Source organism: Arthrobacter sp. AK01, from assembly GCF_021109375.1.
Classification (GTDB): domain Bacteria; phylum Actinomycetota; class Actinomycetes; order Actinomycetales; family Micrococcaceae; genus Arthrobacter.
The window spans coordinates 1-26,094 of record NZ_JAJOHP010000066.1 but is presented as its reverse complement, the minus strand read 5'-3'; the positions used below and the strand labels follow the sequence as shown (position 1 = coordinate 26,094).

Genomic DNA, 26,094 nt, shown 5'->3' with positions numbered 1-26,094 from the left:
CGCGCCCGCCCCCCCCCCGGTGGGGGGGGGGCCGGCGCGCGGGGGGGGGGGGGCCCCACCCGCATACAGCCGCCGGCGCCCCGGCGGGGGGGGGCCCCCCCGCCCCCCCCCCCCCCGTCGTGCGTTGCAAGGCGGGTCAGCCTCCCCACATAGCCGGGTTGAGCGGCGTCACGGTCATGCTTTCCAGCCGGGCAGTACCCCCTTCGGAGAAGACCGAAATTGCTGTGGCGCCAGCACCGGGGAAGACCTGGTCCGTGAGGGTCGTCAGGCCATCCTGTGCAAAGACCTCCACAGATGCCCTGTCGACGTAGACCCGGAGGTGGAGCCTGCCATTGATCAACTCCACCTTCGCGTCCTCGACTGAACTGAAGGCGGGATGGAAGCCTTCGTTGCCCGAGTTGGTCCGGTCGATGGAGAGCCGCTGAGAGGCCGTTGCGTAACCGATCCTTGTTGATTCGTTGGCGTTTCCGAGCACTTTCAGGCCGAACGCGGACGCGCTGCCCGGGGAGAACTCAGCATCAATCTGCACCACATCGCCTGTGATCGGAAGTGCGGTGGTTCCCTGTTGGAGGTCCTGCGCGGATGCCGTGTAGCTCGCGGCCGTGTTCTTCAACGTGTCCGCCTGTGACACCACCTGCTGCCGCAGCCTTGGTCCGGCAGGAGTCTGGGTGAGAACCACCTCCCGCGGCAGGGCCATGCTTCCGCGCCAGGTGGAGGTGGGGGTGTCCTGGCCATAATCCCAGTTGTTCATCCAGCCCAGCATGATGCGTTTGCCGTCGGGCGCATTGTTGAACGACACCGTGGCGTAGTAGTCCCTGCCCCAATCCAGCCAATCGTGCTGTTCCAGATGGGATGCCTCCGAGGAAACGAACTCATCGGCAAGGATGTGCCCCCATCCTCCGCGGTTGTTGTCGACGATCCTGATGGTGGCCTGGCTGCCCTTATAGGCGCTGACGTCCCAGGCGTTCCAGGCCAGGTGCTCGGAATTGGCTCCGGTTGCGCTCCGCACCGTCTGGCCGTTGACCACGAGGTTCACGGTGGTTTCGCTGCTGCGGACCTTGGCCGGCTCCGAACCGAGGACCATGTTGTCCAGGGTCAGGTGCCCCCACGGACCCGTTGCGTTATCCACGATCCTGATGCGTGCGATCTGCCCGTACCAAGGGGAAACGTCCCAGTTCTTCCAATTCAGGTCCCCCGAGTTGGTTCCCGTCGTGGTGCGGACCGGCACGCCGCCCACCAGCAGTTCCACTTGGAGTTGCCCGTCGGTTCGTTCTCCACCTCCCAGGAGGAAAGCAATGTTGGTGTTGGTCAGGTAGAACTCAGGGGACGTGATGGTGCCGACGTTGTTGTCCTGGTAGGGGCCGCCTTCGAAGGTATTGATTCTTTTCCCGTTGGCGAATTCACCGCCCGACGTCGACGGGTTCAGTGCCGCCTGGAAGTCGCCGCTGAGTTGCCAACCGGCTTGGGAGAGCGTTCCTGGGTAGTCGAACCCGTCAAAAAGCAGGTAACCCGGCGGAGCCTGGTTGCCCGACTGCTGTCCGGGCTGCTGGGCATGCTTTCCGCCTCCGATGAGGAAATTGAGGTAATCCTTGTCCACGGTGAACGGCGCGGACTCCATGGTGCCGACGGGAGTGTCGCCACCGTGGAAGCCGTTCATCAGTCCCGCACCGATGTGACCCGTTACTTGCTGCTGCCCGGGGATGGTTCCCGACGCCGGAGCGCTCCCCCATGGACCGGAACCGTTGGAAGGATCGTTCTGCACGTTCCACCCGCCGTAGTTGCCGCCGTTGAAGCCGGCCAGGACGTTGCCGGGTGGAAGCTGGTCGGCGGGGTCGATGTTTTCCGCGGTGAACGTTGTTCCGTTGAAGTCCCCCACAAAGTACTGTCCGCCGCTGCCGCCGCCCACGGCCCCCGGGTTGATGTTCACAGCCAGGACCCACTTGACGTTATTGGGGTTCCCATCGACTGCCAGCGGGAACAGGTCAGGACACTCCCACTGCCCGCCGACAGCATTCGCCGGGCCGAAATCGTCCAGGTATTCCCACTGCTTAAGGTCGCTGCTCTTGTAGAAGAGAACCCTGTGCTCGTCCGCCTCCACCGCAGCCATCACCCAATAGTCCGCTCCGGATGGATTGTCGTACCAGAAGACCTTGGGGTCGCGGAAGCTTGGCGTGTTCCGGCTGAGGACAGGGTTTCCGCCGTGCTTGGTCCAGCTTTGACCATCGTCCAGGCTGAACGCCAGGGATTGCGCCTGTTTACCCGGGTAGAGCGGGTGCGCTCCCGTGTAGTTGCTCGTGTACACGGCAACCAAGGGCGGGTTCTGCAGGGTCCCGAATCCGCTGCTGTTGTGGGTGTCCACCACCACGGATCCTGAGAAGATCTCTTCGATCACCTGCCCGTTGCCGTTGAGCCCCCGCGAAATCGCGAGGGGCTGCTCCTCCCAGTGGATCAGGTCCGTTGAGGAGGCGTGCCCCCAGCTCATGTCTCCCCACCGTGTTCCGTTGGGGTTGTACTGGTAGTACATGTGGTATTTGCCGTTGTGGTAAACCAACCCATTGGGGTCGTTCATCCAGTTGGCCTCCGGCGTGTAGTGAAGCGAGGGCCGGTATTGTTGCGTGGCTGGATCCGGGTCGGTGGCCCGGGCAGCGCTGGTAGTCACTGCGAAAGAGGCTGCGGTGAGTGCCACGGCAGTCCCGATCGACAGCCAGGCTTTGGTACGTCTGGTCATCTTTGACCGACCTTTCACGAGTGCTTGCCGGCCGCTATGGCGTGGGCCTGAAGGAGTAGCTGGACGCGTACCGCACCACTTGGTTGCTGTCGCCGCTGTCCAGCACTTTGGACCCGGACGTTGAAGCATCCAAGACCACCGTGTGGACGGGAATGGCCGAAACCGTGTTGTTGGTGGCGATGAAATTGTTGTTTCCGGACGCCACCAGGATGATGGTGGGCGTCTGCCCTGCCGGCACCACGGAACCGGATGGGACGTCGTAGCTGAAGTGGTTGCCAGTGACCGTGTTGTTGCTGCCGGCGATGTGCACCAGGCCATAAAGATCGTCCAGGCCGTTGTTGTAGGGCTTGAGTGGATCGAACGGTTCCATCTGCCGCAGTAAATGGTTGGCTCCCACCAGATTCTCGGTGCAGTTCCCCTCGAAATTCACCATGCCGGCATAGAAAGCGTGGAAACGGTTGGACGTAATGGAGGATCGGCCGCAGTCCTTGAAGTGCACGCTGCTCTTTCCACGGGGGAACACATTGTTCCCTGTCACCAGAAGGCCCCAGTGGCCCTCGGCGAAGATGGAGAATCCCACGAATCCTGCGCCAATGAGGTTGTCCGTGACTTTGGAGGCCTGGCCTGATCCCGTCAGCTCTATGCACGATCCGCATTCAGCCAGGAAGTTGCCGCTGACGCTGAGGGCATCAGTGTCGCGCACCACCAAGCCATGTTCGAGGTACACCATGCCCATGCCTTCAACCCTGCAGGAATCGTTGGCGGAGTCGAAGCGGATGCCTGTCTTGCCGTTGGTGTAGTCGTTTTCGTTGGAGCCGAAGGAGACACCGTCCAGGCAGAAGTTCTGGAACACGATCGAGCTAAGCCGCGGGTCTCCGGTCCGGTAGACGCGGAAGGCGTCTGTATTTCCGTCGGTGTTTTCCACGCGGATCCGGCTCCCCCCGGGGTTGATTTCATGCCAGGCGGAGGTGTTGCCGGCGTTGTAGCGGATGCTGCTGGACGTGAATCCGTGCCCGGATCCACGGATGGTCAAAAAGCTGACGTCCACGTTGACACGGGTCTTGAGCGAGTAGTCTCCCGGCGGAATGTAGATCACTGCGCCGGGTTTTGATGCCTGGTTGGTCTGCTGGCTCTTAATGTCAGCGATGATGCTGTTGATGATGAGCCCGATGTCGTTGTACGGGGTGGCGGCGGGGTTCCCTGGCACGCTCCAGGTGGTGACGTCGTAGACAGTGGTCACAGCGTTTTCTCCTCACATCATTGGGGGTACTGCTCGAGTGGCCTTGCGGTGGTGCTGGTGGTGCTTTTGCTGCTAGAGCACACCGATGATGCCCCGGTGCCCTGGCGCTGCCTGGGCCCCTCCCGTAGCAGGCACCTTCTGCGCCGGGCCTTTCGCCATGGCTTCCTTCGCTGACAGCACGACGGCGGTGCCGGCAACTGCCGCCGCTGGAATCAGCCGAAGGATGCTCCTTCGGCTCAGGTATGGGGATGGGGATGGAGTTGGATCCATGGTTCTCCTTTGAACTCGATGGTGACTTGGCGGCCCGGCGGCCCGGAACTGATCAGGACTGGGAGGTTTGCCAAAAAATGCCAAATCAGCCAAAATATGCCAAAACGATTTGTCCACTGGCGCGGCCCACTTTATGATCAAGCCACCAATGGCGTCAAGGGGTCCTAAATGTTTCGCGGAAGCCATTGACAGAACTCGCCCTACAGTCCTAATGTCAATGCCAAGTCGTTTTGGCAAAACGATTTTTCAAGCCAACTGCAATCCCCTTCGTCTCTCTGCAATTTCCGTTCAAGAGAAAGTGAGTCGACAGCGATGTCCACTCGAAACACCATCTCCAAGCTCGTCACCCTCGGCGGGCTGTGCACCGCCGTCGCACTCGCTGCCACCGGTTGTGGCGCAGGCGGCCCGGCACCATCCTCCGGCGGCTCCGCCGGCTCCAGCTCCATCAACGTCCTGGTCGAAGCCGGTGGTCACGCCGAACTCACGGGCGTGGCTGAGCAGTGCAAGAAGGACACTGGAATTGAAGCGAACTTTGTGGAGCTCCCCTACGACGGCATGTTCAACCGCCTGTCCAGCGAGTTCTCCTCGGGCAACGTGTCCTTCGACGTCGCGGCTTTGGACTCGGTCTGGCTGCCGAGCTTCAAGGACGCCGTCCAACCCATCGATGAGCTGTTCACAGACGACGTCAAGAAGGACATCTTCCCCGCACTGGTCAAGGAAGCCAACGTGGACGGCCACTTCATCGGCCTGCCAGCCTGGACCAACGCCGAGATCATCCTGTACCGCAAAGACCTCTTCGAAGACGCCAAGAACAAGGCCGATTTCCAGGCAAAATATGGCTACGAACTCGCCGCACCCACCACGTGGAAGCAGTACCAGGACATTTCCGAGTTCTTCACCAAGGACGGCATGTACGGCACGGACGTGAAGGGCGCCGTCGAAACAGAATGGCTGGCCCATGTGCTCCAGGCCGGTTCCCCCATGGTGCTGGACCAGGACAACAACGTGGTCATCGACAACGCGGCCCACAAGGAAGCCCTCGACTTCTATGTGAGCCTGGCCAAGTCTGCCCCCACCGGCGCCGCACAGGTTGACTGGGCCGCGGCACAAAACCTGTTCAACCAGGGCAAGACAGCCATGACCCGCTTCTGGGCCCATGCCTACCGCCAGATCCCTGCTGATGCACCCGTGGCAGGAAAAGTAGGTGCCGCAGCGATGATCGGCGGCAGCGCCGGCGTCGCAGGCGTCCCGGGACCTTGGTACCTGTCCGTTCCCAAGGCAACCAAGAACACTGAAGCCGCCAAGAAGTTCGTCAAATGTGCTTATGACTACAACAGCATGGGCATCGACTCCAAGCTCGGCCTGGCTTCGCGCATCAGCGCGTTTGAGAAATACCAGGACCAGCCTGGCTACGAAAGCTTCAAGCCGCTGATTGAAACCCTCAACGCTCCGGCAACGGCCACCCGGCCGGCAACCGCCAAGTGGCAGCAGATCGTTGACACCGTCCTGATCCCGTTGCTGCAGAAGGCCGTGGCCGGGGGAGACACCTCGGCGCTCCTGGCCGATGCCAAGAAGCAGGTCCAGGACCTCCTGAAGTAGAACTCCGCGGCCGGCACCGGCCCGCGCACAGCGCGAAAGACAGTGCCGGCCGCGGTCCCAACCAGCAGAAAAGAAAACCGTGCGTATCTCCGATCGCCGCTTCGCCCTCTATCTGATGACGCCCGCGGCACTGTTCCTGGCCGTATTCGTGGCCTATCCCCTCTTCCGCTTGGTGGCGGACAGCTTCTTCAAGATCTCCCCTATCGCGGGCGGCCCCCGTGATTTTGTGGGTTTCCAAAACTACGTCACGGCGTTCACCTCCGAAGCCTTCACCAGCGCCGGATGGCGGACCCTTGCCTACACCCTGGTGGTGGTGACACTCGAGTTCGCACTCGGCTTGGGCATGGCCCTGCTGTTCACCACCTTGGGGAAGAAATCCCAGATCTGGCGGACCGTCTTCCTCTACCCCCTGATGATCGCCCCGATCGTGGCGGGCCTGCTGTGGAAGTTCCTGATGATCGATAATTTCGGCCTCATCGGCACACTCCTCCACCAAGCCGGCATCCTGTCCGATCCCAACCAGATCGGCTGGCTGTCCGACCCCAACATTGTGTTGTTCTCGGTGGCCATTCCGGACATCTGGCTCACCACCTCCTTCATGTGCCTTGTGCTCTTTGCGGGCCTCCAGAACATCCCCGGCGATCTAATCGAGGCCGCCCGCCTTGATGGGGCACGGGCTCCGGCACTCCTCTTCCGGATCATCCTTCCGCTGCTGCGTCCAGTAATCGCCGTCGCGCTGGTGGTTCGCGGCATTGACGCAGCAAGGGCTTTCGACACCATCCTCATCCAGACCAACGGCGGACCGCAGTCGGCCTCGGAAACCATGAGCCTGCTGATCTACCGGACCATGATCCGCTTCGGCGACCCAGGGCTCGCCAGTGCCATGGGCACCATCTATCTCCTCGCAATGCTCGCCATTGCCTTCGTTGCAGTGGCCACCATCTGGCGGCCTGGAAAGGACAACTGATGAGCAACGCGAGCCTAGCCACCAAAGCCAGCCCGCCGGCGTCGGATACTTCCGAGCCACAACCGCTGCGCAAACGGCGGGGGGTCAACCGCGAAGGCCTCGAAGCCGGCAAACGGAGCACCCGTACCATCCTCTGGATCCTGCTGGCCGTGGCCATGGTGCTGTACGGCTTCCCGTTCCTGTACTTGCTGTTCACGTCGTTCAAGACGCCGATCGACACCATCGCGGTTCCCCCCACCATCCTGCCGCGGGAGTGGACTCTGGAGAACTACACCAACGCCCTGGGCCGAAGCGGGGTCTTGGCGTCCTTCATCAACAGCATCCAAACGGCTGTCATCAGTACTGTGTTGTCACTGGTCCTGGCCGTTCCGGCCGCTTACGGCATCACACGCTACAAGACACCGAGCGGACGCGTCTTCATCATGGCCGCCCTGGTCACCCGCATGGTGCCGCCAGTGGCCATCGGCATTCCGCTGGCGTCCATGATGTCCTCGGTGGGCCTGGCGGATACCCCCATAGCCCTGTCCATTGCCCACACCACCATCTCCCTTCCGCTGTCCATCTGGCTGATGTCCAGCTTCTTCGAGTCGGTCCCCCGGGACTTGGAAGAAGCCGCAACCGTGGATGGGTGCAGCCGGCTTGGAGCCCTGTGGCGGGTGGTGATCCCGGTAGTGTCCGGCGGTATCGCCGTCACCGCGATCTTCGCCTTCCTGGCCTCATGGAACGAGTTCCTGTTCGCCCTCCTGATGACAGCCATCCGGTCCCAGACCACGCCCGTGGTGATTGCGAACTTCCAAACGCAGTTCGGCCTGGACTGGGGATCCATGACGGCCCTCGCTGCTGTCTACTCGATCCCGGTCATCCTGCTGACGCTGCTCCTGCAGCGGAAAATCGTGGCAGGCATGACGCTGGGCGCTGTGAAGGGCTGATCATCAAGTCCAGTACTCAAGGGCCAGTGCCACCATCAACGAGTAGCCTACTGATAGCCCCCAAGGGCATCACCAACCATAAGGACGTGGGAGTCGGATGAGCAACAAGAACATCGGTATCAAGGACGTTGCCGTCGCCGCCGGCGTGTCCGTCACCACGGTGTCCCATGTCCTCAACGAGGTTTCCTACGCCCGGATCAGCAGCGAAACCAGGGACAAAGTCAAGACCGCGGCCGAGGAACTAGGCTATGGCCCCAACCGCCTGGCCCAGGCCCTTCGCACGCAAAGGACCGGCATGCTGGGGTTGGTGAGCGAGGAAATCGCCACCACTCCCCACGCCGGCCGGATCATCCTGGGCGCTGATGAGGCCGCCAAGGCCCGGGGCTACAATCTCATGATCATCAACACTCCGGGCTCCGCCAGCCTCGAATCGAGGCAAGCCGACGTCCAGGCCCTCCTGGAACGTCGCGTGGACGGAATCCTTTATGCCACCATGTACCACCGCAATGTGGAACTCCCGGACAACCTGGGCAGCGTCCCGTCCGTGCTGGTGGACTCCGTCGCTATCGGCGGCAACATCACGGCTGTGGTCCCGGACGAGGACGGAGGTGCCCGCGCCGCTGTTGGTGCACTCCTCGACGCCGGCCACACCCGGATAGCTTTCATCAACAACACCGACGACGTCCCCGCGACCCGCCAGCGGCTTCAGGCCTTCCGGGCCATGCTCACCGAAGCAGGGCTCGACGGCGATGCTGCACCTGTCGAGTCCGAGATCTCGGAAGTGCAGGGCGGCTATGAGGCGGCCAAACGGATCCTGTCGCGGGATGACCGCGCCGATATTCCTACAGCCTTGTTCTGCTACAACGACCGCATGGCAATGGGCGCCTACCGGGCCGCAGCCGAGTTGGGCCTCAGTATCCCGGCGGACCTTTCAGTTGTTGGTTTTGATGACCAGGAACTCATCGCGGCCAACCTCTACCCCGGGCTGACCACCGTGGCCCTCCCCCACTACGAAATGGGTGCCTGGGCCACTGAACACCTCATAGACGCTATCGAGGGCAAGGACGATCTGTCCTTGATGGCGCTCCACCCAACCATTCTGGGTTGCCCGTTGGTCAGCCGCGAATCAGTCGCAGCTCCGCGGTAACCCCAACAAGCCACTTCAACGTCCCAAAAGGAACGCACCACATGTCCAGTAGCCTTGATGCCGCACGCCCGGAAACAGCCCCGGCCGTAACTCCCCGATTCCGGCCTGCCATCCATTTCACGGCAAGGGACACCTGGCTGAACGATCCCAATGGCTTGGTTTACCACGACGGTTTGTATCACCTCTTCTTCCAGAACAACCCTTACGGCAACGTCTGGGGGAACATGTCCTGGGGCCACGCCACCTCCACGGATCTCCTGCAGTGGACGGAGCATCCTGTCGCTATTGCCGGCGATGAGAAAGAGGACATCTTCTCCGGAAGCGTGGTGGTGGACCACGGAAATACCTCCGGTTTTGGCACCGTGGAGTCACCGGCTTTGGTGGCTGTGTACACCAGCGCCTTCAAGGCAGGAACCCTTCACAGCGGGACGCAGGCCCAATCCCTGGCGTACAGCACCAATGGCGGAATGACATGGCGCAAATACGATCAGAACCCTGTGGTGACCAGGAACTCGGAGCACTTCCGCGATCCCAAAGTGTTCCGTTACCACGGCGGGGAAGGTTCCTTTTGGGTGATGGTCGCCGTCGAAGCGCAGCAGCAGAAGGTGGTTTTCTACCGCTCCGACGACCTCAAACGCTGGGACTTCCTGAGCCACTTTGGTCCGGCCAACGCCGACTCCGGTGAGTGGGAATGCCCCGACCTCTTTCCCTTGGCGGTGGACGGGGATCCACAGAACATCAGATGGGTGCTGATCGTCAACATCAACCCCGGTGCGGTGGCGGGAGGTTCGGGCGGCCAGTATTTCGTCGGGCACTTCGACGGCGTCCATTTCCTCCCGGATGCCGGTTCTCTGGTGGCTCCTGCCGGTCTCTCGTCAATCGGAGACGCGGATGAGGCAGCTGCGGGACTGCAGCGCTGCATGTGGCTGGATTGGGGACGTGATTGCTACGCTTCCGTGTCCTTCAGCAACACCCCGGATGGCCGGCGGATCATCATGGGTTGGATGAATAACTGGGACTACGCCAACCAGTTACCCACGGCACCGTGGCGGTCCTCCATGACTCTTGCCCGAGAGGTCGTACTGAGTTCAGTGAACGGCGATTCCGTCAGCGGCGTTTCCTTGAACGGCGCCACACGACTGGTCCAGCGGCCCATCCTGGGAGATCTGAAACAAGAGCTGGCCAAGTCCGGCAGCTTCACGCTGGGCGCCAACGCCTTCCGGTTGCCGGATGCAAGGCCGGATACCGCTCAAGTGATCGAGGCTGACATCGTGCCGGGAACCGCCAAGCGCGTTGATCTGCGGCTTCTCGCGAGGGCCGACGGGAGCCAGGGCACTGTACTGAGCTACACCACAAGCAACGGCCGCATCACCCTTGACCGCACCCGGTCAGGAGACACCACGTTCCACGAAAAGTTCGCGTCAGCCGAATCAGCGCCCGCTGCCTTGGAGGACGGCATCCTCAAGCTGCTCATCGTGGTGGACCAGAGCTCAGTGGAAGTCTTTGCCCAGGACGGCAAGGTGGTCCTGACCGACCTCGTTTTCCCGGACGCCGGGAGCCAGGAGAACTGGCTGACCGCCGAGGGCGGCACAGCAACGGTTCTGAAGCTTACGGTCTCGTCACACGTATAAGGAGAAGCAGGAATGAACAACGTTCAAGCAACCCGACAGGGCTCGGGCGCCGACGTCGTAGTTGTCGGTGAAGCTCTGATCGACATCGTCGTTTCGTCACGGGGCACCGTTGAGCACCCGGGAGGATCCCCCGCCAACGTTGCCTACGGGCTCGGGCGGCTCAACGTATCAACCGCCCTGTTGACGTCCATCGGAGATGACCACCACGGTGCTGCCATCGAGCGGCACTTGGCGAGCGCCGGCGTCGAACTCCTGACCGCTGCCGGGAGGCCCGGCCGGACTGCTACGGCCACCGCCACCCTGGCGTCGGACGGTTCAGCCCACTACGACTTCGACATCCAATGGGAGCTTCCCGCCATTGCCCCCGTGAGCGTGCCAAAAATCCTGCACACGGGATCAATCGCCACCTTCCTGGAGCCTGGAGCATCCGCGGTACGACAACTCCTGGAGCAGGTGCATCAGCGATGCGTAGTCACCTACGATCCCAACGTCCGCCCTGCCCTGCTGGGCAGCCAGACCGAGGCAAAGACCATTTTCGAGGACCTCATCCCCCTGATCGAGGTGGTCAAACTCAGCGACGAGGACGCACGGTGGCTCTACCCGGGCTGGTCGCTTGAGGACACTTCACAGCGCATATTGGACCTTGGGGCCGGGCTTGTTGTGGTCACTAAGGGCTCCGAAGGATCCATGCTTTCAACCCCCGGTGCCCGGCTGTTGGTTCCCTCCTTGAAGTCCACCGTGGTGGACACCATTGGCGCCGGTGACTCGTACATGTCCGCCCTGATCTACGGGCTTCTCCTGACCGGGGCGGTCGGCTTACGGCAAGAGGCTCTGGAATCGTTGGGACGAAGGGCCACCAAGGCCGCGGCCATCACAGTGCGGCGCGCGGGCGCCAACCCACCGACGTCGTACGAACTGCTGGGTGACGTGGTTGAACACCAACCTGCCCTCTGACCACGCCCAAACAACCCACCCGATACACATCAAGGGAACTCAAGCCATGTCCAGCAAGAACTACTACGACGTGACCAACTGGCCCATCGGCAATCCGTCCGAGGACGTCGGCGAGGTCATCAACAGCATCATCGCTGACATCAAGGAACGGCAGAACGCCTCAGACGTCAACGACGGCGGAAAGCCGGGAGCGGTGATCTACCTGCCGCCGGGTGACTACCGCCTGCGCACCCAGGTTTTGATAGACATCAGCTTCCTGAGGATCCAGGGCTCGGGCCACGGATTCACGTCCTCAAGCATCCGATTCAACGTCCCCGAAGACGAATGGCCCGATCTGCACGAACTGTGGCCGGGAGGGAGCCGCGTCCTGGTGGACCTGCTCCCGGCTGGCGGGGGCACTGAGCCGTCCAAGGCTGACCCGGCCAAGGGAGCTGCCTTCCGGGTTGAACGTGCGGGCAGTCCCCGGATCAGTTCGGTGGAGTTCGCCAACTTCTGCATCGATGGGCTCCACTTCGCTCCGGACGGCTCGGAGCTACCCGCGGAAAACAGCTATGTGAATGGCAAGACCGGCATCCACGTCTCAAGTGCCAACGATTCCTTCCGCGTCAACGAGATGGGTTTTATCTACCTCGAACACGCCCTGACCATCCACAACGCGGACGCCCTGTCCATCCACAACAACTTCATCGCGGAATGCGGAAGCTGCATCGAGCTGCGTGGCTGGGGACAGGCGTCCAAGGTCACCGACAACCTGATCGGCGCCGGCTTCAAGGGTCATTCCATCTACGCGGAAAACCACGGCGGGCTCCTTGTCACCGCCAACAACGTCTTTCCCCGAGGAGCGAGCAGCGTCCACTTCAACGGCGTAACCCGTTCGAGCGTCACCAACAACCGCCTGCATTCCTTCTACGCGGGCATGGTTGTCCTCGACGGGAACAGCTCGGAAAACCTCGTGGCCACCAACCACTTCCTCCGTGACCACGAGCCCTGGACACCCTTCCTGGGGATCGACAACGGGCTGGATGACCTCCACGGAGTCCTGAGTGTCAGCGGCAACAACAACTCCGTGATCGGCAACCACTTTTCCCAGATCATCGATTCGGCGAGTATCCGTCCCGAAGGCGCGACGCCGGTCATCATCCGGTTGCGCGAAGGTACAGGGAACTTCGTGTCCAACAACCACGTCGTTGCAATGAACGTGCATGCCACCACCAGTGACGATTGCTTCGAAGGTCAGGTGGACGCCCTGCTGACAACAGACGCTGCTGATGCCCTTTCCGTGACGGCTGTCCTGGTTGACCCCGAATCAACACGCAACACCATCCTCGATTCGGGCAGTGAACGGCAAGTACTCGCGGACAGGACTACCAACGCCTTCAGGGCCACCCCCACGGTGGACTAGGAGTTTTCGTACAGCTAATGCCCTTAAGATTCGTTCTTAGGGGCATTACCTGTACAAAAACTCCCGGGGGGACCACGTGACTGAAACCATCCGCACCGCAACATCGCACGACGCCGGGAAGCTGGCTGAGCTTGCCGCCATCACCTTCCCGCTAGCTTGCCCGCCGGGCTCTTCGCCGGCCGATATCCAGGCCCACATCGAAAAGACGCTCAGTGAGGCCAAGTTCAAGGACTACCTCGCCGACGCGAACATCACCATCCTGGTGCTCGACGACGACGGGCAGCTGAACGGGTACACGCTCTTGGTTGCCAAGCCGGCCAGCGACCCGGACGTAGCATCCGTGCTGTCCTCGCTCCCTTCCACCGAATTGAGCAAGTGCTATGTGCACCCGGAATACCATGGCAAGGGCGCCGCGTCACGTCTCATCCAGGCGTCGTTGGCCCATTCCGCAGACAAGGGCGCTGCCGGGGTGTGGCTCGGGGTGAACAGCGAGAACGCGAAGGCAATCCGTTTCTATGAGAAAAGCGGCTTCCAACGGATCGGCACCAAGTCCTTCACCCTGGGCAACACCGTGGAGCACGACTTCGTGATGGAATACGAGCTCTGACCGAATCCTGGAAAACGGGCTCCTAGTAAACGGCGCGGCCGCCGGAGAGATCGAACACAAAGCCCGTGGTGTACGAGGCCTCACGTGAAGCGATGAACTCCACCAGGGCTGCTGCCTCCTCAGCTGTCCCCAGGCGACGCATGGGTATTTTCTGCAGGTCTTCGGCTGTCGGCGCCTCTCCGTTGAGCAACGGCGTATCGATCTTGCCAGGTGCGATGGCGTTGATCGTTATGCCCGCGGCGGCGTACTCCTTGGCCAGCGCTTTCACCAAGCCAGTGATGCCGGCTTTGCTCGCTGAATAACCTGTCATCCCCGGAACGCCTTCCTTGCCTGCTGTGGAGGAGAAGTGGATGAGCCGCCCGAAGCCGTTCTCCGCCATAACCGGAAGCACGGCTTTGGAGAGCGCGAACGCCCCGGTGAGGTTGACCCGCAAAAGCAGATCGAACTCTTCGACGGACTCTTCAGAGGACGGCTGAATCTTGCCAAGGATGCCTGCCGTGTTAACAACCACATCCAGGCCACCCAAGCGGGCCACCACTTCCGCAACCACGGCCTGTACCGACTGATTGTCCGTAATATCCATGTCCAGTTGGCTATAGGTACTACCCGAAACAGGCCACCGCGACGATGGAAGGTCCGCGCCGATGACTCGGTGACCGTTGCTGCCAAGCCTCCGCGCAGTTGCCTCCCCTATGCCGGAAGCCGCTCCCACTATGAGGCATCGAAGTCCTGTACCCGTCAAGTTCAGGGTTTTCATACTGTTTGGCGTTCCCTAGCGTTGACGGGTTCTGCGACGTGGCGGCTAAAGCTGTCCACGGTGCGATCCACTATGGTTTGCAGCGGCAACCGCCAGATGTCTTCGTTGAAGATTTCCACCTCGATGGGTCCCGTATAGCCTGAACGGCGGACGGATGAGGTGAGGGCACCAAGGTCGAGGGATCCGTCTCCAGGAAACAGCCTTCCGTTCATGTTTTCCGGAACGGGCAAGGGAAGCGTGAAATCGCTGACCTGGTAACCGGCGATCCTATTGCCTGCGGCGAGGACGTCGTCGTCGAAATTCGGATCCCAGAACGTTGCGTAGGCGTCGATGAGGATTCCCACACTTTCAACCGGAAAATCCTCGACTACACGGAGCGCCTGGGAAATCGTCGTGACGACGCTCCTGCTCTGAACGAACAACGGATGCAGGGGTTCCAGTGCCAAGCGCACTCCCGCTGCACGTGCGTGTGGCTCAAGTTCCTCCAGCAGGCCGCGAAGCCGGTTTTCGGCGCTGCGGATACACGGATCGTGCAGCGGCAACCCTCCAGCAATGAGCGTCAGCATTGGACTGCCCACCTCGGATGAGAGCTCAAGTGCCCGTTTGACGCCATCCATGGCCGCCCGTAATTCGGCTCCCTCTTTGTCGGCGAGGAAACCCACACGGCAGACCGAACTGACGGAAAGGCCGGTGTCGCTGAGCAACCGGCGGGTCCGGGCCAGGCCGAGCTCTTCCACCGGCTCAATCCAGAGGCCGATGTGTCGGATGCCCGCTCGCATGGCAGCCTCTGCTGTTTCAATCAGGGGGTATGGGCGCGTCGTGGCTTGGTTCAGGCTGAGCTCTACATTGGTCCTCATCGTGAAGCCACCACTTGGTTCAAATGGGGGAAGGCCTGCGCTTCCGTGGATCCCTTGCCGATCCGAACCGGCAGTCCCGTCCGGGCAGACTCGTAGACCGCTGCGACGATCTGCAGTGATTTCATCGCTTCCCGCCCGCTCACGCAGGGTGCGCGGCCACTCCTCACGGCATCGACGAAGTCAGCCACCTGGAGTTTGTGCAAAGGGAGGAGCTTGGCATTCACTTCTGCCACGGGAATGTCCCCCGTAAGTCCGTCCTGGAACACGTCGATGGCTCGTTCTTCACCCCGGACAGCCCACAAGTCGTTGATGGCGTCGGAGCCTTCCGGGTATTCAGAGACGTTGACGGTGGCACCGCGGCTTCCTGTCACCACGATCCGGCTTCCCAGATTGGGCGATGCCGCCACTGTGGCGCTAAGGGTCGCTATCGCACCGGAGGCGAAGGTAATAAGTGCCGCCGCCGTGTCTTCTACTTCGATGGACTCCCCATGGACGAACGTGCCGGCCTTAGCGCTGACCTCCACTGGATCTCCCATGAACCATTGCAACAGGTCTATGTAGTGGATGGCCTGGGTCATCAGCACTCCACCGCCGTCGGCCGCCCATGTACCGCGCCACGCGGCAGCGTTGTAGTAATCGGTCCCGCGATGCAGGAGTACTTGGCAGTGGCCGAGCATCGGCTGCCCGAGCCGGCCGTCGTCGATGGCAGCGCGCAAAGCCAGGGCCCCAGGCCAGAACCTACGCTGGAATACGACGCCGAAAGTAACGTCGTGGCGCTCAGCGGCAGCCACCATTCGTTGGGCTGACGCTACGTCCGTCGCCACCGGCTTTTCACACAGAATGTGAACGCCTGCGGCTGCTGCTTCAGTCACTACTGCCTCGTGGGTGGGGTGCGGCGTGCAGACGCTGAGTGCTTCGATCCCCAACTCAATGAGTTCACGAACGGACTGGACCGCTCCGGCAATGCCACGTTCTGCAGCGAAATCCTGGGCGCGGCCAAGATCCACATCGCAGACGCCCACGACGTGGACGTTGGAGATTGCGGAGTAGGACTGGAAGTGGTTGTCGGCGATGTTGCCGCAGCCCACAATTCCTACGCGGAAAGGTTGGTTCATGACTGTTCTCCTGAACGGATGGGGGTGGGCTGGGACTGGTTTGAGATGGGAGATCCGAGTTGATCCAACGGGATTTTGGACGTTTCTTTTGCCGTGAGGGCGCCGGCTACAGCGAGAAGGGAGATGACGGCGGAGATCACTGCCACTGGCAGCCAGTCAGTCGGGTTTCCGGCCGTCAGCGCGGTGTAGATCGTGGGGGCGAAGCCCGCAGCGATCAATCCGATCTGCAGGCCCAGGGCCATTCCCGTCTGGCGGACCTTCAGGTTGAACATCTCCGCGAAGAATGACGGATACGTGGCATTGATGGCCGCGTAAGCGAAGGAGACCGAGAGGAACCCCGTGAGGAACAGCAGGGGGACGTTGCCCGACTGAATCGCGGCGAAGTAGGCGAAGATCATCACGGCACAGCCCAGATTTCCGGCGATGAAGACCGGCTTGCGGCCTACTCGATCGGAAAGGGCAGCGAGCAAGGGCTGCGTCACCAGTGCGCAGATGTGGCTGACGATGAGGACCCACAACATGGTGCTCCGCGGGATGTCGTACACGCTGGTGGCGAAGGAGAGGGCGAAGACTTTGATCACGGTGTCGATGGCGAAGGCGAGTGAGCAGAACGTCACGCGGATAATGGCACCCCAGTGGGACCGGAACACCTCCACAACCGGCACTTTGACCAGCGCGTGCTCAGCCTGGGCTTCCACGAATGCCTCTGGTTCGGTGAGTTTTGCCCGGATCACGAATCCGGCAATGGTGACGAAGGCACTCAGGAAGAACGGGATCCGCCAGCCCCAGCTGAGGAGTTGGGCTTCAGGCAGAGCCGAAATGGGTACGAAGACAAGTGTTGCCAGAACGAAACCGGCCACGATGCCGTTAGGAGCCCAACTCGTGAAGAAGCCGCGGCGGCCTTCAGGAGAAACTTCAATGGTCAATACTGTGGCGGCAGCGGTCTCGCCGCCCACGGAAATTCCCTGGAGAATCCGCAACGTGATCAGCAGGGTGGGCGCCCACACGCCAATCTGCGCGTAGCCGGGCAGGCAGCCGACCAGGAAGGTGGACGTTCCCATGAGGATCAGGATGAAGACCAGCACCTTCTTCCGGCCGATCCGGTCGCCAAAGTGTCCCAAGAGCACTGCACCCAGGGGGCGGGCAACGTAAGAGACCGCGAAGGTGGCCAGCGCAGCCAACGTCGCCACGCCTCCTGCCTCCGGGAAGAAGATCTTCCCGAAAACGAGGGCTGCTGCCAGAGCGTAGATGTAGTTGTCGTAGTACTCCAGCGTTCCGCCGGCCATGCTGGCGACAGCTGCCCGCCGAGGGCTGTTCTTGGCATGCGGTGGAAGCACCGCGGTGTCTTGCAGGGAGGTTTTCACTGATTTCTCCTTCATTGCAGATTCAGTCGTCTTTGGTAATTGCCCTGTTGGGCTAGGGGATGATGAGGGTTTTGCCGCGGCCAAGACGGCCTTGGGCGAAGTCTTCGATTGCCTGGGGGGCATTGCGGAGACCTTGAATGAGGTCATGCGGAAGGGCGTTGAGCCCGTGAAGTGCCACGAGCGCTGCAGCTGTGTGGAGATTGGCAGTGGTGTAGCAGAACGTTCCGGTGATGGTGAGCTCGCGGCGTACCAGGTCACCGGCGGCAGGCAGCGTTCCGCCGGTGGCAAGGCCTGCCACGCAAATCGTGGAGCCCGGCACCATCAGGTCCATCACGGCACTGATGGTGGCGGCACTGCCGACAGTGTCGATCGCAACGTTCCAGCGCTGTCCGGGAACGTCACCGGGAGCCAAGGCGCTCACGCCGAAGGCCTCGATGGCTTCCCTGCGCTGGGGGTCAGGCTCCACCACCGTGATGCTCGCGGCGCCCAGGCTGCGGGCCTGAAGGGCGCAGGCCATTCCGATCGCGCCTCCACCGATGATGCCAAGGTGACTGCCAAACCTTACTTCGGCCCGTGCACATGCGTGGACTCCCACAGCGATCGGTTCGACAAGCGCCAGCGCACGGGAATCCGGTTCCCCGGGAACAAGGATTGTTTGAGCGGCATCCACCGCCACAAAGCTCTGCAGCCCGCCGTCGACGTCCCGTCCCATAAGTTTGCGCTCGCTGCAAAGGCCACGGGAGCCCGCACGGCAGTCCTGGCACTTTCCGCACGTCAGGTTGGGGTCTACAGCTGTCTTTTGTCCAACGGACCTGAACTCCACGTTGGCCCCGACGTCCACAATCGTGCCGCCGAATTCGTGCCCCAGAACAGAGCCTTTCCGGAGACCGTCATGGTCGCCCCGCCAGATGCTGAGGTCAGTGCCGCAGACTCCAACACTTTCGACACGAATCACCACCTGATCCGGACCCGGCGCCGGCCACGCGCTGTCTTCGAAGTCGAGTTGTCCGGGTCCTTCCCACGCTACCCTGCAGCCCACTGTCGAGGTGATCATGAGACTGCAACCAGTTTGTCCGAGGCACGGACAGTGCGCATGGCCGCATCTGCTGCGCGCCGGCCGAAGACGAAACCAAACACGATGCCTCCCACATAACGGAGGTCCTGGGCCCCACCCGCGTCTGCTCCGGCGGCGAACAGCCCGGTGACAGGACGATTGTCGCGGTCCAGAACCTGGCTGTCACCGTTCACCCTCAGTCCGCCGAACGGGATGGTGATGCAGGGCTGGAATTCCACGGCGCGGAACGGGCCCTTCTTGAGCGGGCTTGGACGCTTGGGAAGCGGTGCGTCCAGGCTGACTGATTCGCCATTGGATGCACGCTGGTAGTTCTCCAAGGTCTCCACTAGGCCCGCACGGTCAACACCCCAGCCGGCCACCACTTCCACCAGTTCCTCAAGAGTGGCAGTTTCGGCGGTGCGCGCTCCCAACTGGGAGGCCTCAGCATGCCGGTCGAGGGCCATGCCGCTGGGATACGGTACGGCAAGCGCCCGCGTCTGCTGAACTTCGTCATCCCATATCAGAACACCACGGCGTCCCGGTTCACGGACAACTGCCTGGTTGGAGACCTCATCGCCCAGAGACTCGTCGGTGAACCGCCGTCCCAGCCGGTTTACCATGACGCCGTAGGCGGAGAAGTACAAGGTCAGCCGCAAGAACACTTCCGGAGATACAGGCAAGGGGCTGGGCAACGTGTGCCCATAGAAACCTGAAAGGTGACGGCTGGCGGCACCTCCGGCGGCAGCTCCCAAGCGGAATCCGTCGCCCACCGAGTGGGGATTGCTTCGGACAGCAATATCATCGGCGCCATTGCCAATGAACTTCTGTTTCAGCTCAGGATCGCCCTGGAATCCGCCTGTGGCCAGGAGAACTGCCCCACTGAGGACGGCGATACGTTCCCCACCAAACTCAAACGAGGCACCGGCCACAGCACCGTCCTCAATGATGAGTTCAATATCGTTCACGCCCGTCAGGAGCCCGCCACCGGTGGCTTCAATTTTTGCCGACCATTTGGAAATCAGCTCTTTGATGTCGATCTTGCAGGCACGGCCCCATTCCAGATGGTCCAGCCATTCATCGCTGACAGTTACACCGGCTTCACGGACATCCTGCACCGCTTGGTCGTAGCCTTCAACCACCAACGGTCCAAGAACAGGATCCCCGTCCGGTTGGATGCTCCGAAGGACGTCAAGATTTGGGGCGGTCCAAAGAATCCCCGCCGACAGTGCGGCAGAACCACCAGGTGCCCCGCCCTTCTCCAGGAGCAGCACCCGTCCCCCGAGGTCCACCGCACGGTTGGCGGCCGCCAATCCAGCCGCGCCCGCACCAACCACGATCAGGTCGAAGGGTTTTGTAAGGTCGGTCATTGCATCTCTCCTTTGAGTTCTAACGGATAACGTTTGCCACTATATCCGTAAAGGCATACATCGCAGTGGCAAAGGTTTACCATTACGCTAAGGGTGTACTGACGCACCTGTCAAGCACTTCGTGCCGCGACCAGGGAACCATCCCGGTGGCAGTTAGGCTTGGACGGTTGAATCCACCGAAGGAGTCTGGGAAACATGGCCACATTGCGGGAAGTAGCCGAGCTTGCCGCCGTCTCCGTGGCTACAGCCTCGCGCGTGCTCAATGGCTCAGCCCATCCGGTGTCCCGGGACATTCGCGAGAGTGTCCAATCCGCTGCCCAGACGCTGGGCTACACACCAAGCGCCGCCGCCCAGGCCTTGAAGCAGCAGCGCAGCAAGATCATCGGGGTCATTGCCAGCGACATCCTGGATCCCTACTTCGCCGAGTTGACCCGGGGCATCGAAATAGAAGCCGCCAAGGCTGGATTCGTCACCATCCTGGCCAATGCGAACAGGGACCCTGAACAAGAACGAACCAAGTTCCGCGTTCTCCGGGAGCATCAGGCCTCCGGGATCGTGTTCTGCGGCAGCGACATCGAGGGCTCCCCTGGAACGGCTGAACTGGCGCGGGAGGTCAATCTTGCTGTCAGGGCCGGAACCAGGGTGGTGGCGCTGGCTCCACGCGGATTCGATTCCACCAAAATCGTCATCGACAACCATGCCGCGTCCTACGAATTGACCCGCTATATGCTCTCCCTGGGCCATCGGAGGATTGCATTTGTCGGCGGTATGCCGGGGCTGACAGCCGTGGAACAGCGCGTCATCGGATATCGCCGTGCGATGTTCGAAGCCCGAGCCCTTCCCATGGTGTTGGGGAACGCCGGCATGCGCCAGGAATCCGGGCGGGAGGCAGTGGCGCACCTGATCGCCGCGGGAGAACTGCCCGAAGCGATCGTATGCGCCAATGACGAGATCGCCGTGGGTGTTTTGGCCGGCCTGTGGACCTCCGGCTACCGCATTCCGGATGATGTTTCGGTGGCCGGCATCGGAGGTACCAGAGGCGGGGCGGTCTTCGGCCTCACCACCGTCACCCTTCCGCTTGTGGAACTCGGCGGGCTGGCCGCCGCCTACATCGCCGATGCCGGCCGATCGCCCAAAATCCCGGAAGCCCCGCAATTTGAGCTGCGGCCCGGCACCACAACCGCTGCGAAGGACACCACCGAATCTAGTGAGAGGTACGGCCGCCGCGGCACCCTCTAGAAACTAACCGAACATCTCCCCTGTCAAGGGCGGCCTTGGATCGGACCTCAACTCCAGCCCAGAGGGTGCCCGGTCACGTTCCCTGAGGAGCCGGACGCCTGGATGGTGATCATCGAGCGCCCCAGCAAGTCGTTGTCCGCGGTGAAGGTGCCGAAGGAATCAGGCAGGATGGGTGCCAAATGCAGGACGTTTCGGGTGAAATCTGGGTAGGACCGCAGCAGGATGCGGGCTAATTGCAAGGGCGCCGGAAAAAGCTCCGGAAGTTGACCGCTAAAGTGCTCGGCGGCGTCGAACAGTCCGCTCGCAACCCGGCTGGCTTCCTTCACGAAGCCGTACCGCACGAGACCGAATTCCGAGGTACCAGCGTCCGGATCGGCGTTCCAGGCGGTCAAGGGCGAACAGCTTCCTCCACGGGGGCCAAGACGCGGGCGTAGAGTTCCAGATGGTCTGCCGCCATGCGGGCAGCAGTGAAGCGCTCTTCCACAGTGCGGCGGCACGCTGCCCGGCTGATCCCGGCCACGGCTTCCATGTAATTGGCCAGCTCATTGGACGGGGCGAGGAAGCCGTTGAGTCCGTGGGTCAGGATTTCCGGAGCGGCCCCCTTGGGGGTGGAAAGTACAGGTGTTCCGGTGGCCAGCGCCTCAATCATCACCAAGCCGAAGGGTTCGGGCCATTGGATGGGGTTCAGCAGGACCAAGGCGTCTCCCATGAGCTCATATTTCTCCGGGTCTGAAAGTTCGCCCAGGAACTCCTCATTGGGTCCTAACAGTGGTAGCACCACCTGGTCATGGAACTCCCTCTCGGCCGGGGTGTGCATCTTGGCAGCAATGCGGAGCGGGACGCCGGCTTTCCGGGAAATGTGCACGGCTTCCAGGAGCCCCTTGTCCGGGCACATCCGGCCCACGAAGCACGCGTAGCCACCCTTTCCTTCACCCGCAGATACTTGGGAGAGGTCAATGCCGTGGTGGATGACAGCCGAGATGGGGAGGTCGGGGACTCCGCTGCACTGGTCATGGGATATGGCCACAATGGCGGTGTTCCGCGCCATGTCACGGTACAGCCCGGCCGTCCGGCCGGTGAGGGGCCCATGGATGGTAGTCACTACAGGTATCCCCGGTGGACGGTGAGCGTAGAGAGGGCCGGCCAACGTGTGGTCGTGAATGATGTCCACGTGGTGCATTCCGGCGTAGGCCTTGATGACGTGGTTCAGTTCCGATTCGCTGGTCCCCAGCTCCCCGGGTTCTGACTCTCCGAGGTCGGGGACCCTGGGCACAGGACAGGTACTGTCCGATGTTGTGGCTAACAGAACTTGGTGTCCGGCTGTCATCAACGCGCAGGCGAGGGCGTCCACAACACGTTCCGTTCCGCCGTACTTTTCCGGCGGCACGGTAAACCAAGGGCCAACAATGAGTCCGATGCGCATGCTGGAGCCTCCGCGCAAAACCCCCAGTCCAAGGGCTGGCTTCATAACCCTTTTCAAGAGTATTGGGCTTCGGTGGTAACAACAATGGGTGAGCAAAATAACAGCAGTGCAAGGAATGCCCGGCCGGCCTACAGGGTTGCCAACAGCATGAAGATTGAGATCTGGTCAGACGTCGCGTGCCCGTGGTGCTACATCGGCAAGCGCCGTTTCGAGACCGCCCTGGCACAGTTCCCGCACCGCGACTCCGTTGACATCGAGTGGAAGAGCTATCAGCTGGACCCTTCCGTTCCGGAGCACTACGACGGGACGGAGCTGGACTACCTGAGCAACCGCAAGGGCATGGCTCCGGAGCAGGTCAAGCAGATGTTCGCCCACGTCACCGAGACGGCCAAGGGCGAGGGCCTGGATTACCACTTCGACAAGGTGGTGGTGGCCAACAGCTTCACCGCCCATCGCCTCATCCATCTCGCCGCTGCCCACGGAAGCCAGGACGCCGCCAAGGAGCAGTTGCTCAGCGACCACTTTGAGCACGGCAAGGACATCGGCAACCAGGAGTACCTCACGGAGCTCGGTGCCGCCCTCGGTCTGCCCGCCAACGAAGTTGCAGAACTGTTCACCTCGGACAAATACGCGGAAGAGGTCAACCAGGACATCAATGAGGCCCGCGCCATTGGCGTCACCGGCGTCCCGTTCTTCGTCATCGACCGCAAGTACGGCATCTCCGGGGCCCAGCCCGCGGACCTCTTCAGCCAAGCCCTGAACCAGGCCTGGCAGGAAGCCAACCCCCTGATCCCGGTGGGCGCCTCCGACGCCGAGGCCTGCGGCCCTGACGGCTGCGCAATCTAGCCAGCCAACCGCCGTCGTGCGTTAACCCAACCAGGTGACAGCAAACGTCGCTATGAGTGCTCATAGCGACGTTTGCTGTTACTCAGTCGGGTGGGCGGCTAGCCCTTCACCACGTCAAGCTCGACGACGGCCCACGACAAGGCGGGCAGCGTCAGGCGTAGCTCCGAGCCAGTCGCCTTCACACCTTCCAGCGCCGTCAGGCCCACACGGCGCGGCTGATCCTGGGTGTTGACGGTCAAGCGGTCGCCGCCCTCGGGGATTTCAAGGACCTCGGCGCGGAGCACCTGTCGGGCGTCGAAACCGCGCAAAGCTACCTCGACGTCGGCGGCTTCTTCCAGCCCACGGTTCGCGAAGAAGAGTGCCACGCGGCCCGTCTCCTCGTTCCACGTCGCACTCACGTCCACCAGGTCCGTGTCGCCAAACCGCGCATTCGAGTACTTGTCCGAGTCCACCGAGAGCCGCAGGATCTGGCCCTTGGCGAGCTCGGCCATGCGTGCGAACGGGTGGAAAATGGTCTGCTTCCACGCCGGCCCGTTCTCTTCCGAGAGGATCGGCGCAATGACGTTGACCAACTGGGCCTGGTTGGCGATCTTCACGCGGTCGCCGTGGCGGAGCAGCGAATTGAGCAGGGTACCCACCACAACGGCGTCGGTGACGTTGTACTTGTCCTCAATAACGCGCGGGTGTTCCCGCCAGCCTGCCTTGGCCACATTGTGCGGCTGGTCCTCGGTGTCCAGGCCGCGCTGGTACCAAACGTTCCACTCGTCGAAGGACAGGTTGATGTGCTTCTTGTGCTTGCCCTTGGCGCGCACGGCGTCCGCGGTGGCCACCACTGACTCAATGAAATAGTCAGTATCGACGGCGGAGGCAAGGAAGCTGCCCACGTCACCTTCATGTTCCTGGTAGTAGGCGTGGAGGGATACGTAGTCCACTTCGTCGTAGGTGTGGGTGAGGACGGTCTGCTCCCACGAACCAAAGGTGGGCATGCTGGAGCTGGAACTGCCGCAGGCCACCAGTTCAAGCGAGGGGTCCACGAACCGCATGGCTTTGGCGGCTTCCTGTGCCAGCCGGCCATACTCGTCGGCGGTCTTGTGGCCGATCTGCCACGGCCCGTCCAACTCGTTGCCGAGGCACCAGAGCTTGATGTTGAACGGGTCCTTGTGGCCGTTTTTGGCGCGGAGGTCGGACAGGTAAGTTCCGCCGGGGTGGTTGGCGTACTCCACGATCTCGCGGGCAGCATCCACTCCCCTGGTGCCAAGGTTGATGGCTTCCATGATTTCCGTACCGGCCTGCTTGGACCAGTCCACAAACTCGTGCAGGCCAAAGGCGTTGGTCTCCACGGTGTGCCAGGCACCGTCGAGCCTGCGCGGCCTGTTTTCCTTCGGGCCGATCCCGTCTTCCCAGTTGTAGCCCGAGACGAAGTTGCCACCGGGGTAGCGGATGACGGTGGCGCCGAGTTCCTTGACCAGCTTCATGACGTCCTGGCGGAAGCCGTTTTCGTCAGCCTCGGGGTGCCCGGGCTCATAGATGCCGGTGTAGACGCAGCGGCCCATGTGCTCCACGAAGGAGCCGAAGAGTCGTCGGGGTACCTCGCCAATGGTGAAGTCGCGGTCGAGGGTGATGCGTGCGCGGGACATGTATCTCCTTGGTTGTGATCTGAAACTGTTGTGTTGAAAACTGTTGGGTTCTGAAACTGGTGGTGGGCGCCGGGTGCCGGTCAGGTGCCGGCGAGTCCCGTCGTCGCGACGCCCTTGATGATCTGGCGTTGGAAGAACAGGAAGACGACGATCAGCGGCAGCGCTGCAAGCAGGGCGGACGCCATGTTCTGCGCGTACTGGATGCCGTAGGCGCTCTTGATGGTCTGCAAGCCGACTGGGAGGGTCAGCAGGTTGCCGTCGTTGGTGGCGATGAACGGCCACAGGAAGTTGTTCCACGCGCCGATGAAAACGAAGATCGCGACGGCGGCCAGGATGGGCCGGGACAACGGCAGGATGATTTGGGTGAAGATGCGCAAGCGGCTGGCGCCGTCCATCACGGCCGCTTCTTCGAGCTCGCGCGGGATTTGGTCGAAGAACTTCTTCAGCACGAACACCATCGCGGGGTGGATGACCTGCGGCAGGATGATGGCCCACGAGGTATCTATCAGGTTCAGCGCCAGCATTTGGTAAAACAGCGGGATGATCAGCACGGGCGGCGGGATGATGATGGACGCGATGATCACGGTCATCAGCACCTTCTTCCCCCTGAAATCGATCCGCGACAGTGCATATGCCACCAGTGCCGAGATCACCAGGGTGATGGCCGTGATGGCCGCCGAGGTGTAGAGCGAGTTCCATGTCCAGAGCGGGATGTTGCCGTCTTGGAACACCTTGACGAACGCTTCAGGAGTGAAGCCCGACGGCGGCAGCCAGGTGACGTCCGGAGCTGCGGCATCCGTCTCGGTCTTGAAAGCGGTGGCGGTGGCCCACGCGAACGGGATCAGCCACAGTACGGCAATAAAGGCGGCGACCACGATGGCCGCGATCCTGCCCACCGTCAGTTTCTTGCGGGGTTGGCGGATCTTGGGGCTGTTACCGGTGGTGGTGCTGGGGGCGGGAC

At 61.9% G+C, this 26,094-nt stretch carries 23 protein-coding genes; 10 read left to right on the top strand and 13 right to left on the bottom strand.

What is annotated here, in order from left to right; all coding sequences use genetic code 11:
* Positions 1-136 precede the first annotated feature (136 nt).
* The 3 genes from LN996_RS19060 to LN996_RS19050 all read right to left on the bottom strand — a co-directional run bounded on the left by LN996_RS19060 (position 137) and on the right by LN996_RS19050 (position 4,238).
* Positions 137-2,728: a GH32 C-terminal domain-containing protein gene (locus tag LN996_RS19060; RefSeq protein WP_231341966.1), complete on the bottom strand. Its 2,592-nt coding sequence runs from the start codon at positions 2,726-2,728 to the stop codon at positions 137-139.
* A gap of 34 nt (positions 2,729-2,762) precedes the next feature.
* Positions 2,763-3,968 (bottom strand): NosD domain-containing protein, encoded by a 1,206-nt coding sequence (locus tag LN996_RS19055; RefSeq protein ID WP_231341964.1) that lies wholly within the window; start codon positions 3,966-3,968, stop codon positions 2,763-2,765.
* A gap of 72 nt (positions 3,969-4,040) precedes the next feature.
* Positions 4,041-4,238 carry a hypothetical protein gene (locus tag LN996_RS19050; RefSeq protein ID WP_231341953.1) on the bottom strand — a complete coding sequence of 66 codons (198 nt, stop codon included), beginning with the start codon at positions 4,236-4,238 and terminating at the stop codon, positions 4,041-4,043.
* A gap of 312 nt (positions 4,239-4,550) precedes the next feature.
* Between LN996_RS19050 and LN996_RS19045 the strand changes: the two genes are divergently transcribed.
* From LN996_RS19045 to LN996_RS19010, 8 genes are all read left to right on the top strand, one after another.
* The gene (locus LN996_RS19045) at positions 4,551-5,837 is read left to right on the top strand and encodes a sugar ABC transporter substrate-binding protein (protein ID WP_172325718.1); all 1,287 of its coding nucleotides are present in this window, start codon (positions 4,551-4,553) and stop codon (positions 5,835-5,837) included.
* A gap of 79 nt (positions 5,838-5,916) precedes the next feature.
* Positions 5,917-6,804 (top strand): carbohydrate ABC transporter permease, encoded by an 888-nt coding sequence (locus tag LN996_RS19040; RefSeq protein WP_105692744.1) that lies wholly within the window; start codon positions 5,917-5,919, stop codon positions 6,802-6,804.
* Entirely contained in the window at positions 6,804-7,733 is a 930-nt protein-coding gene (locus LN996_RS19035; RefSeq protein WP_231341950.1) for a carbohydrate ABC transporter permease, read from the top strand. The genes LN996_RS19040 and LN996_RS19035 overlap by 1 nt, the downstream gene beginning before the upstream one ends.
* 97 nt (positions 7,734-7,830) lie before the next feature.
* Positions 7,831-8,880: a LacI family DNA-binding transcriptional regulator gene (locus tag LN996_RS19030; RefSeq protein ID WP_231341949.1), complete on the top strand. Its 1,050-nt coding sequence runs from the start codon at positions 7,831-7,833 to the stop codon at positions 8,878-8,880.
* A 41-nt stretch (positions 8,881-8,921) separates the two neighbouring features.
* Positions 8,922-10,511 carry a glycoside hydrolase family 32 protein gene (locus LN996_RS19025; protein ID WP_231341948.1) on the top strand — a complete coding sequence of 530 codons (1,590 nt, stop codon included), beginning with the start codon at positions 8,922-8,924 and terminating at the stop codon, positions 10,509-10,511.
* 12 nt (positions 10,512-10,523) lie between these two features.
* On the top strand, positions 10,524-11,465 hold the full coding sequence (locus tag LN996_RS19020) for a carbohydrate kinase (RefSeq protein ID WP_231341947.1): 942 nt from the start codon (positions 10,524-10,526) through the stop codon (positions 11,463-11,465).
* 46 nt (positions 11,466-11,511) lie between these two features.
* Positions 11,512-12,867, top strand: coding sequence for a NosD domain-containing protein (locus LN996_RS19015; RefSeq protein WP_231341946.1), 1,356 nt, complete (start codon positions 11,512-11,514; stop codon positions 12,865-12,867).
* A 76-nt stretch (positions 12,868-12,943) separates the two neighbouring features.
* Entirely contained in the window at positions 12,944-13,474 is a 531-nt protein-coding gene (locus LN996_RS19010) for a GNAT family N-acetyltransferase (protein ID WP_231341945.1), read from the top strand.
* Between the two features lie 22 nt (positions 13,475-13,496).
* Here LN996_RS19010 and LN996_RS19005 read toward each other — a convergent pair whose 3' ends face one another.
* From LN996_RS19005 to LN996_RS18980, 6 genes are read right to left on the bottom strand one after another with little or no spacing between them, the layout of a single operon-like run.
* Positions 13,497-14,231, bottom strand: a complete 735-nt coding sequence (locus tag LN996_RS19005; RefSeq protein ID WP_231341944.1) for an SDR family NAD(P)-dependent oxidoreductase — start codon at positions 14,229-14,231, stop codon at positions 13,497-13,499.
* Positions 14,228-15,088, bottom strand: coding sequence for a sugar phosphate isomerase/epimerase (locus LN996_RS19000; protein WP_231341943.1), 861 nt, complete (start codon positions 15,086-15,088; stop codon positions 14,228-14,230). The genes LN996_RS19005 and LN996_RS19000 overlap by 4 nt, the downstream gene beginning before the upstream one ends.
* Positions 15,085-16,203: a Gfo/Idh/MocA family protein gene (locus LN996_RS18995; RefSeq protein ID WP_231341942.1), complete on the bottom strand. Its 1,119-nt coding sequence runs from the start codon at positions 16,201-16,203 to the stop codon at positions 15,085-15,087. Before LN996_RS18995 ends, LN996_RS19000 begins: the two co-directional genes overlap by 4 nt.
* Positions 16,200-17,567, bottom strand: a complete 1,368-nt coding sequence (locus tag LN996_RS18990; protein ID WP_231341941.1) for an MFS transporter — start codon at positions 17,565-17,567, stop codon at positions 16,200-16,202. Before LN996_RS18990 ends, LN996_RS18995 begins: the two co-directional genes overlap by 4 nt.
* A 52-nt stretch (positions 17,568-17,619) precedes the next feature.
* A complete protein-coding gene (locus LN996_RS18985; protein WP_231341940.1) occupies positions 17,620-18,621 on the bottom strand; it encodes a zinc-binding dehydrogenase in 1,002 nt (333 codons plus the stop codon).
* Positions 18,618-19,988 (bottom strand): FAD-binding protein, encoded by a 1,371-nt coding sequence (locus tag LN996_RS18980; RefSeq protein ID WP_231341939.1) that lies wholly within the window; start codon positions 19,986-19,988, stop codon positions 18,618-18,620. Before LN996_RS18980 ends, LN996_RS18985 begins: the two co-directional genes overlap by 4 nt.
* A 195-nt stretch (positions 19,989-20,183) precedes the next feature.
* On the opposite strand from LN996_RS18980, the gene LN996_RS18975 reads away from it, so the two are divergent.
* Positions 20,184-21,227, top strand: coding sequence for a LacI family DNA-binding transcriptional regulator (locus tag LN996_RS18975; protein WP_231341938.1), 1,044 nt, complete (start codon positions 20,184-20,186; stop codon positions 21,225-21,227).
* A 47-nt stretch (positions 21,228-21,274) separates the two neighbouring features.
* Here LN996_RS18975 and LN996_RS18970 read toward each other — a convergent pair whose 3' ends face one another.
* Together LN996_RS18970 and LN996_RS18965 are read right to left on the bottom strand one after the other, a co-directional pair.
* Entirely contained in the window at positions 21,275-21,619 is a 345-nt protein-coding gene (locus LN996_RS18970) for a hypothetical protein (protein ID WP_374110775.1), read from the bottom strand.
* Positions 21,616-22,650, bottom strand: coding sequence for a glycosyltransferase family 4 protein (locus LN996_RS18965; RefSeq protein ID WP_231341937.1), 1,035 nt, complete (start codon positions 22,648-22,650; stop codon positions 21,616-21,618). The genes LN996_RS18970 and LN996_RS18965 overlap by 4 nt, the downstream gene beginning before the upstream one ends.
* Positions 22,651-22,797: 147 nt before the next feature.
* On the opposite strand from LN996_RS18965, the gene LN996_RS18960 reads away from it, so the two are divergent.
* Positions 22,798-23,496, top strand: a complete 699-nt coding sequence (locus tag LN996_RS18960) for a DsbA family oxidoreductase (RefSeq protein WP_231341936.1) — start codon at positions 22,798-22,800, stop codon at positions 23,494-23,496.
* A 98-nt stretch (positions 23,497-23,594) separates the two neighbouring features.
* On the opposite strand, the gene LN996_RS18955 is transcribed toward LN996_RS18960, so the two are convergent.
* Complete coding sequence (locus tag LN996_RS18955) at positions 23,595-25,133, bottom strand: alpha-N-arabinofuranosidase (RefSeq protein ID WP_231341935.1); 1,539 nt, start codon at positions 25,131-25,133, stop codon at positions 23,595-23,597.
* A gap of 80 nt (positions 25,134-25,213) precedes the next feature.
* Positions 25,214-26,056, bottom strand: a complete 843-nt coding sequence (locus tag LN996_RS18950) for a carbohydrate ABC transporter permease (RefSeq protein WP_231341967.1) — start codon at positions 26,054-26,056, stop codon at positions 25,214-25,216.
* Between the last annotated feature and the right edge of the window lie 38 nt (positions 26,057-26,094).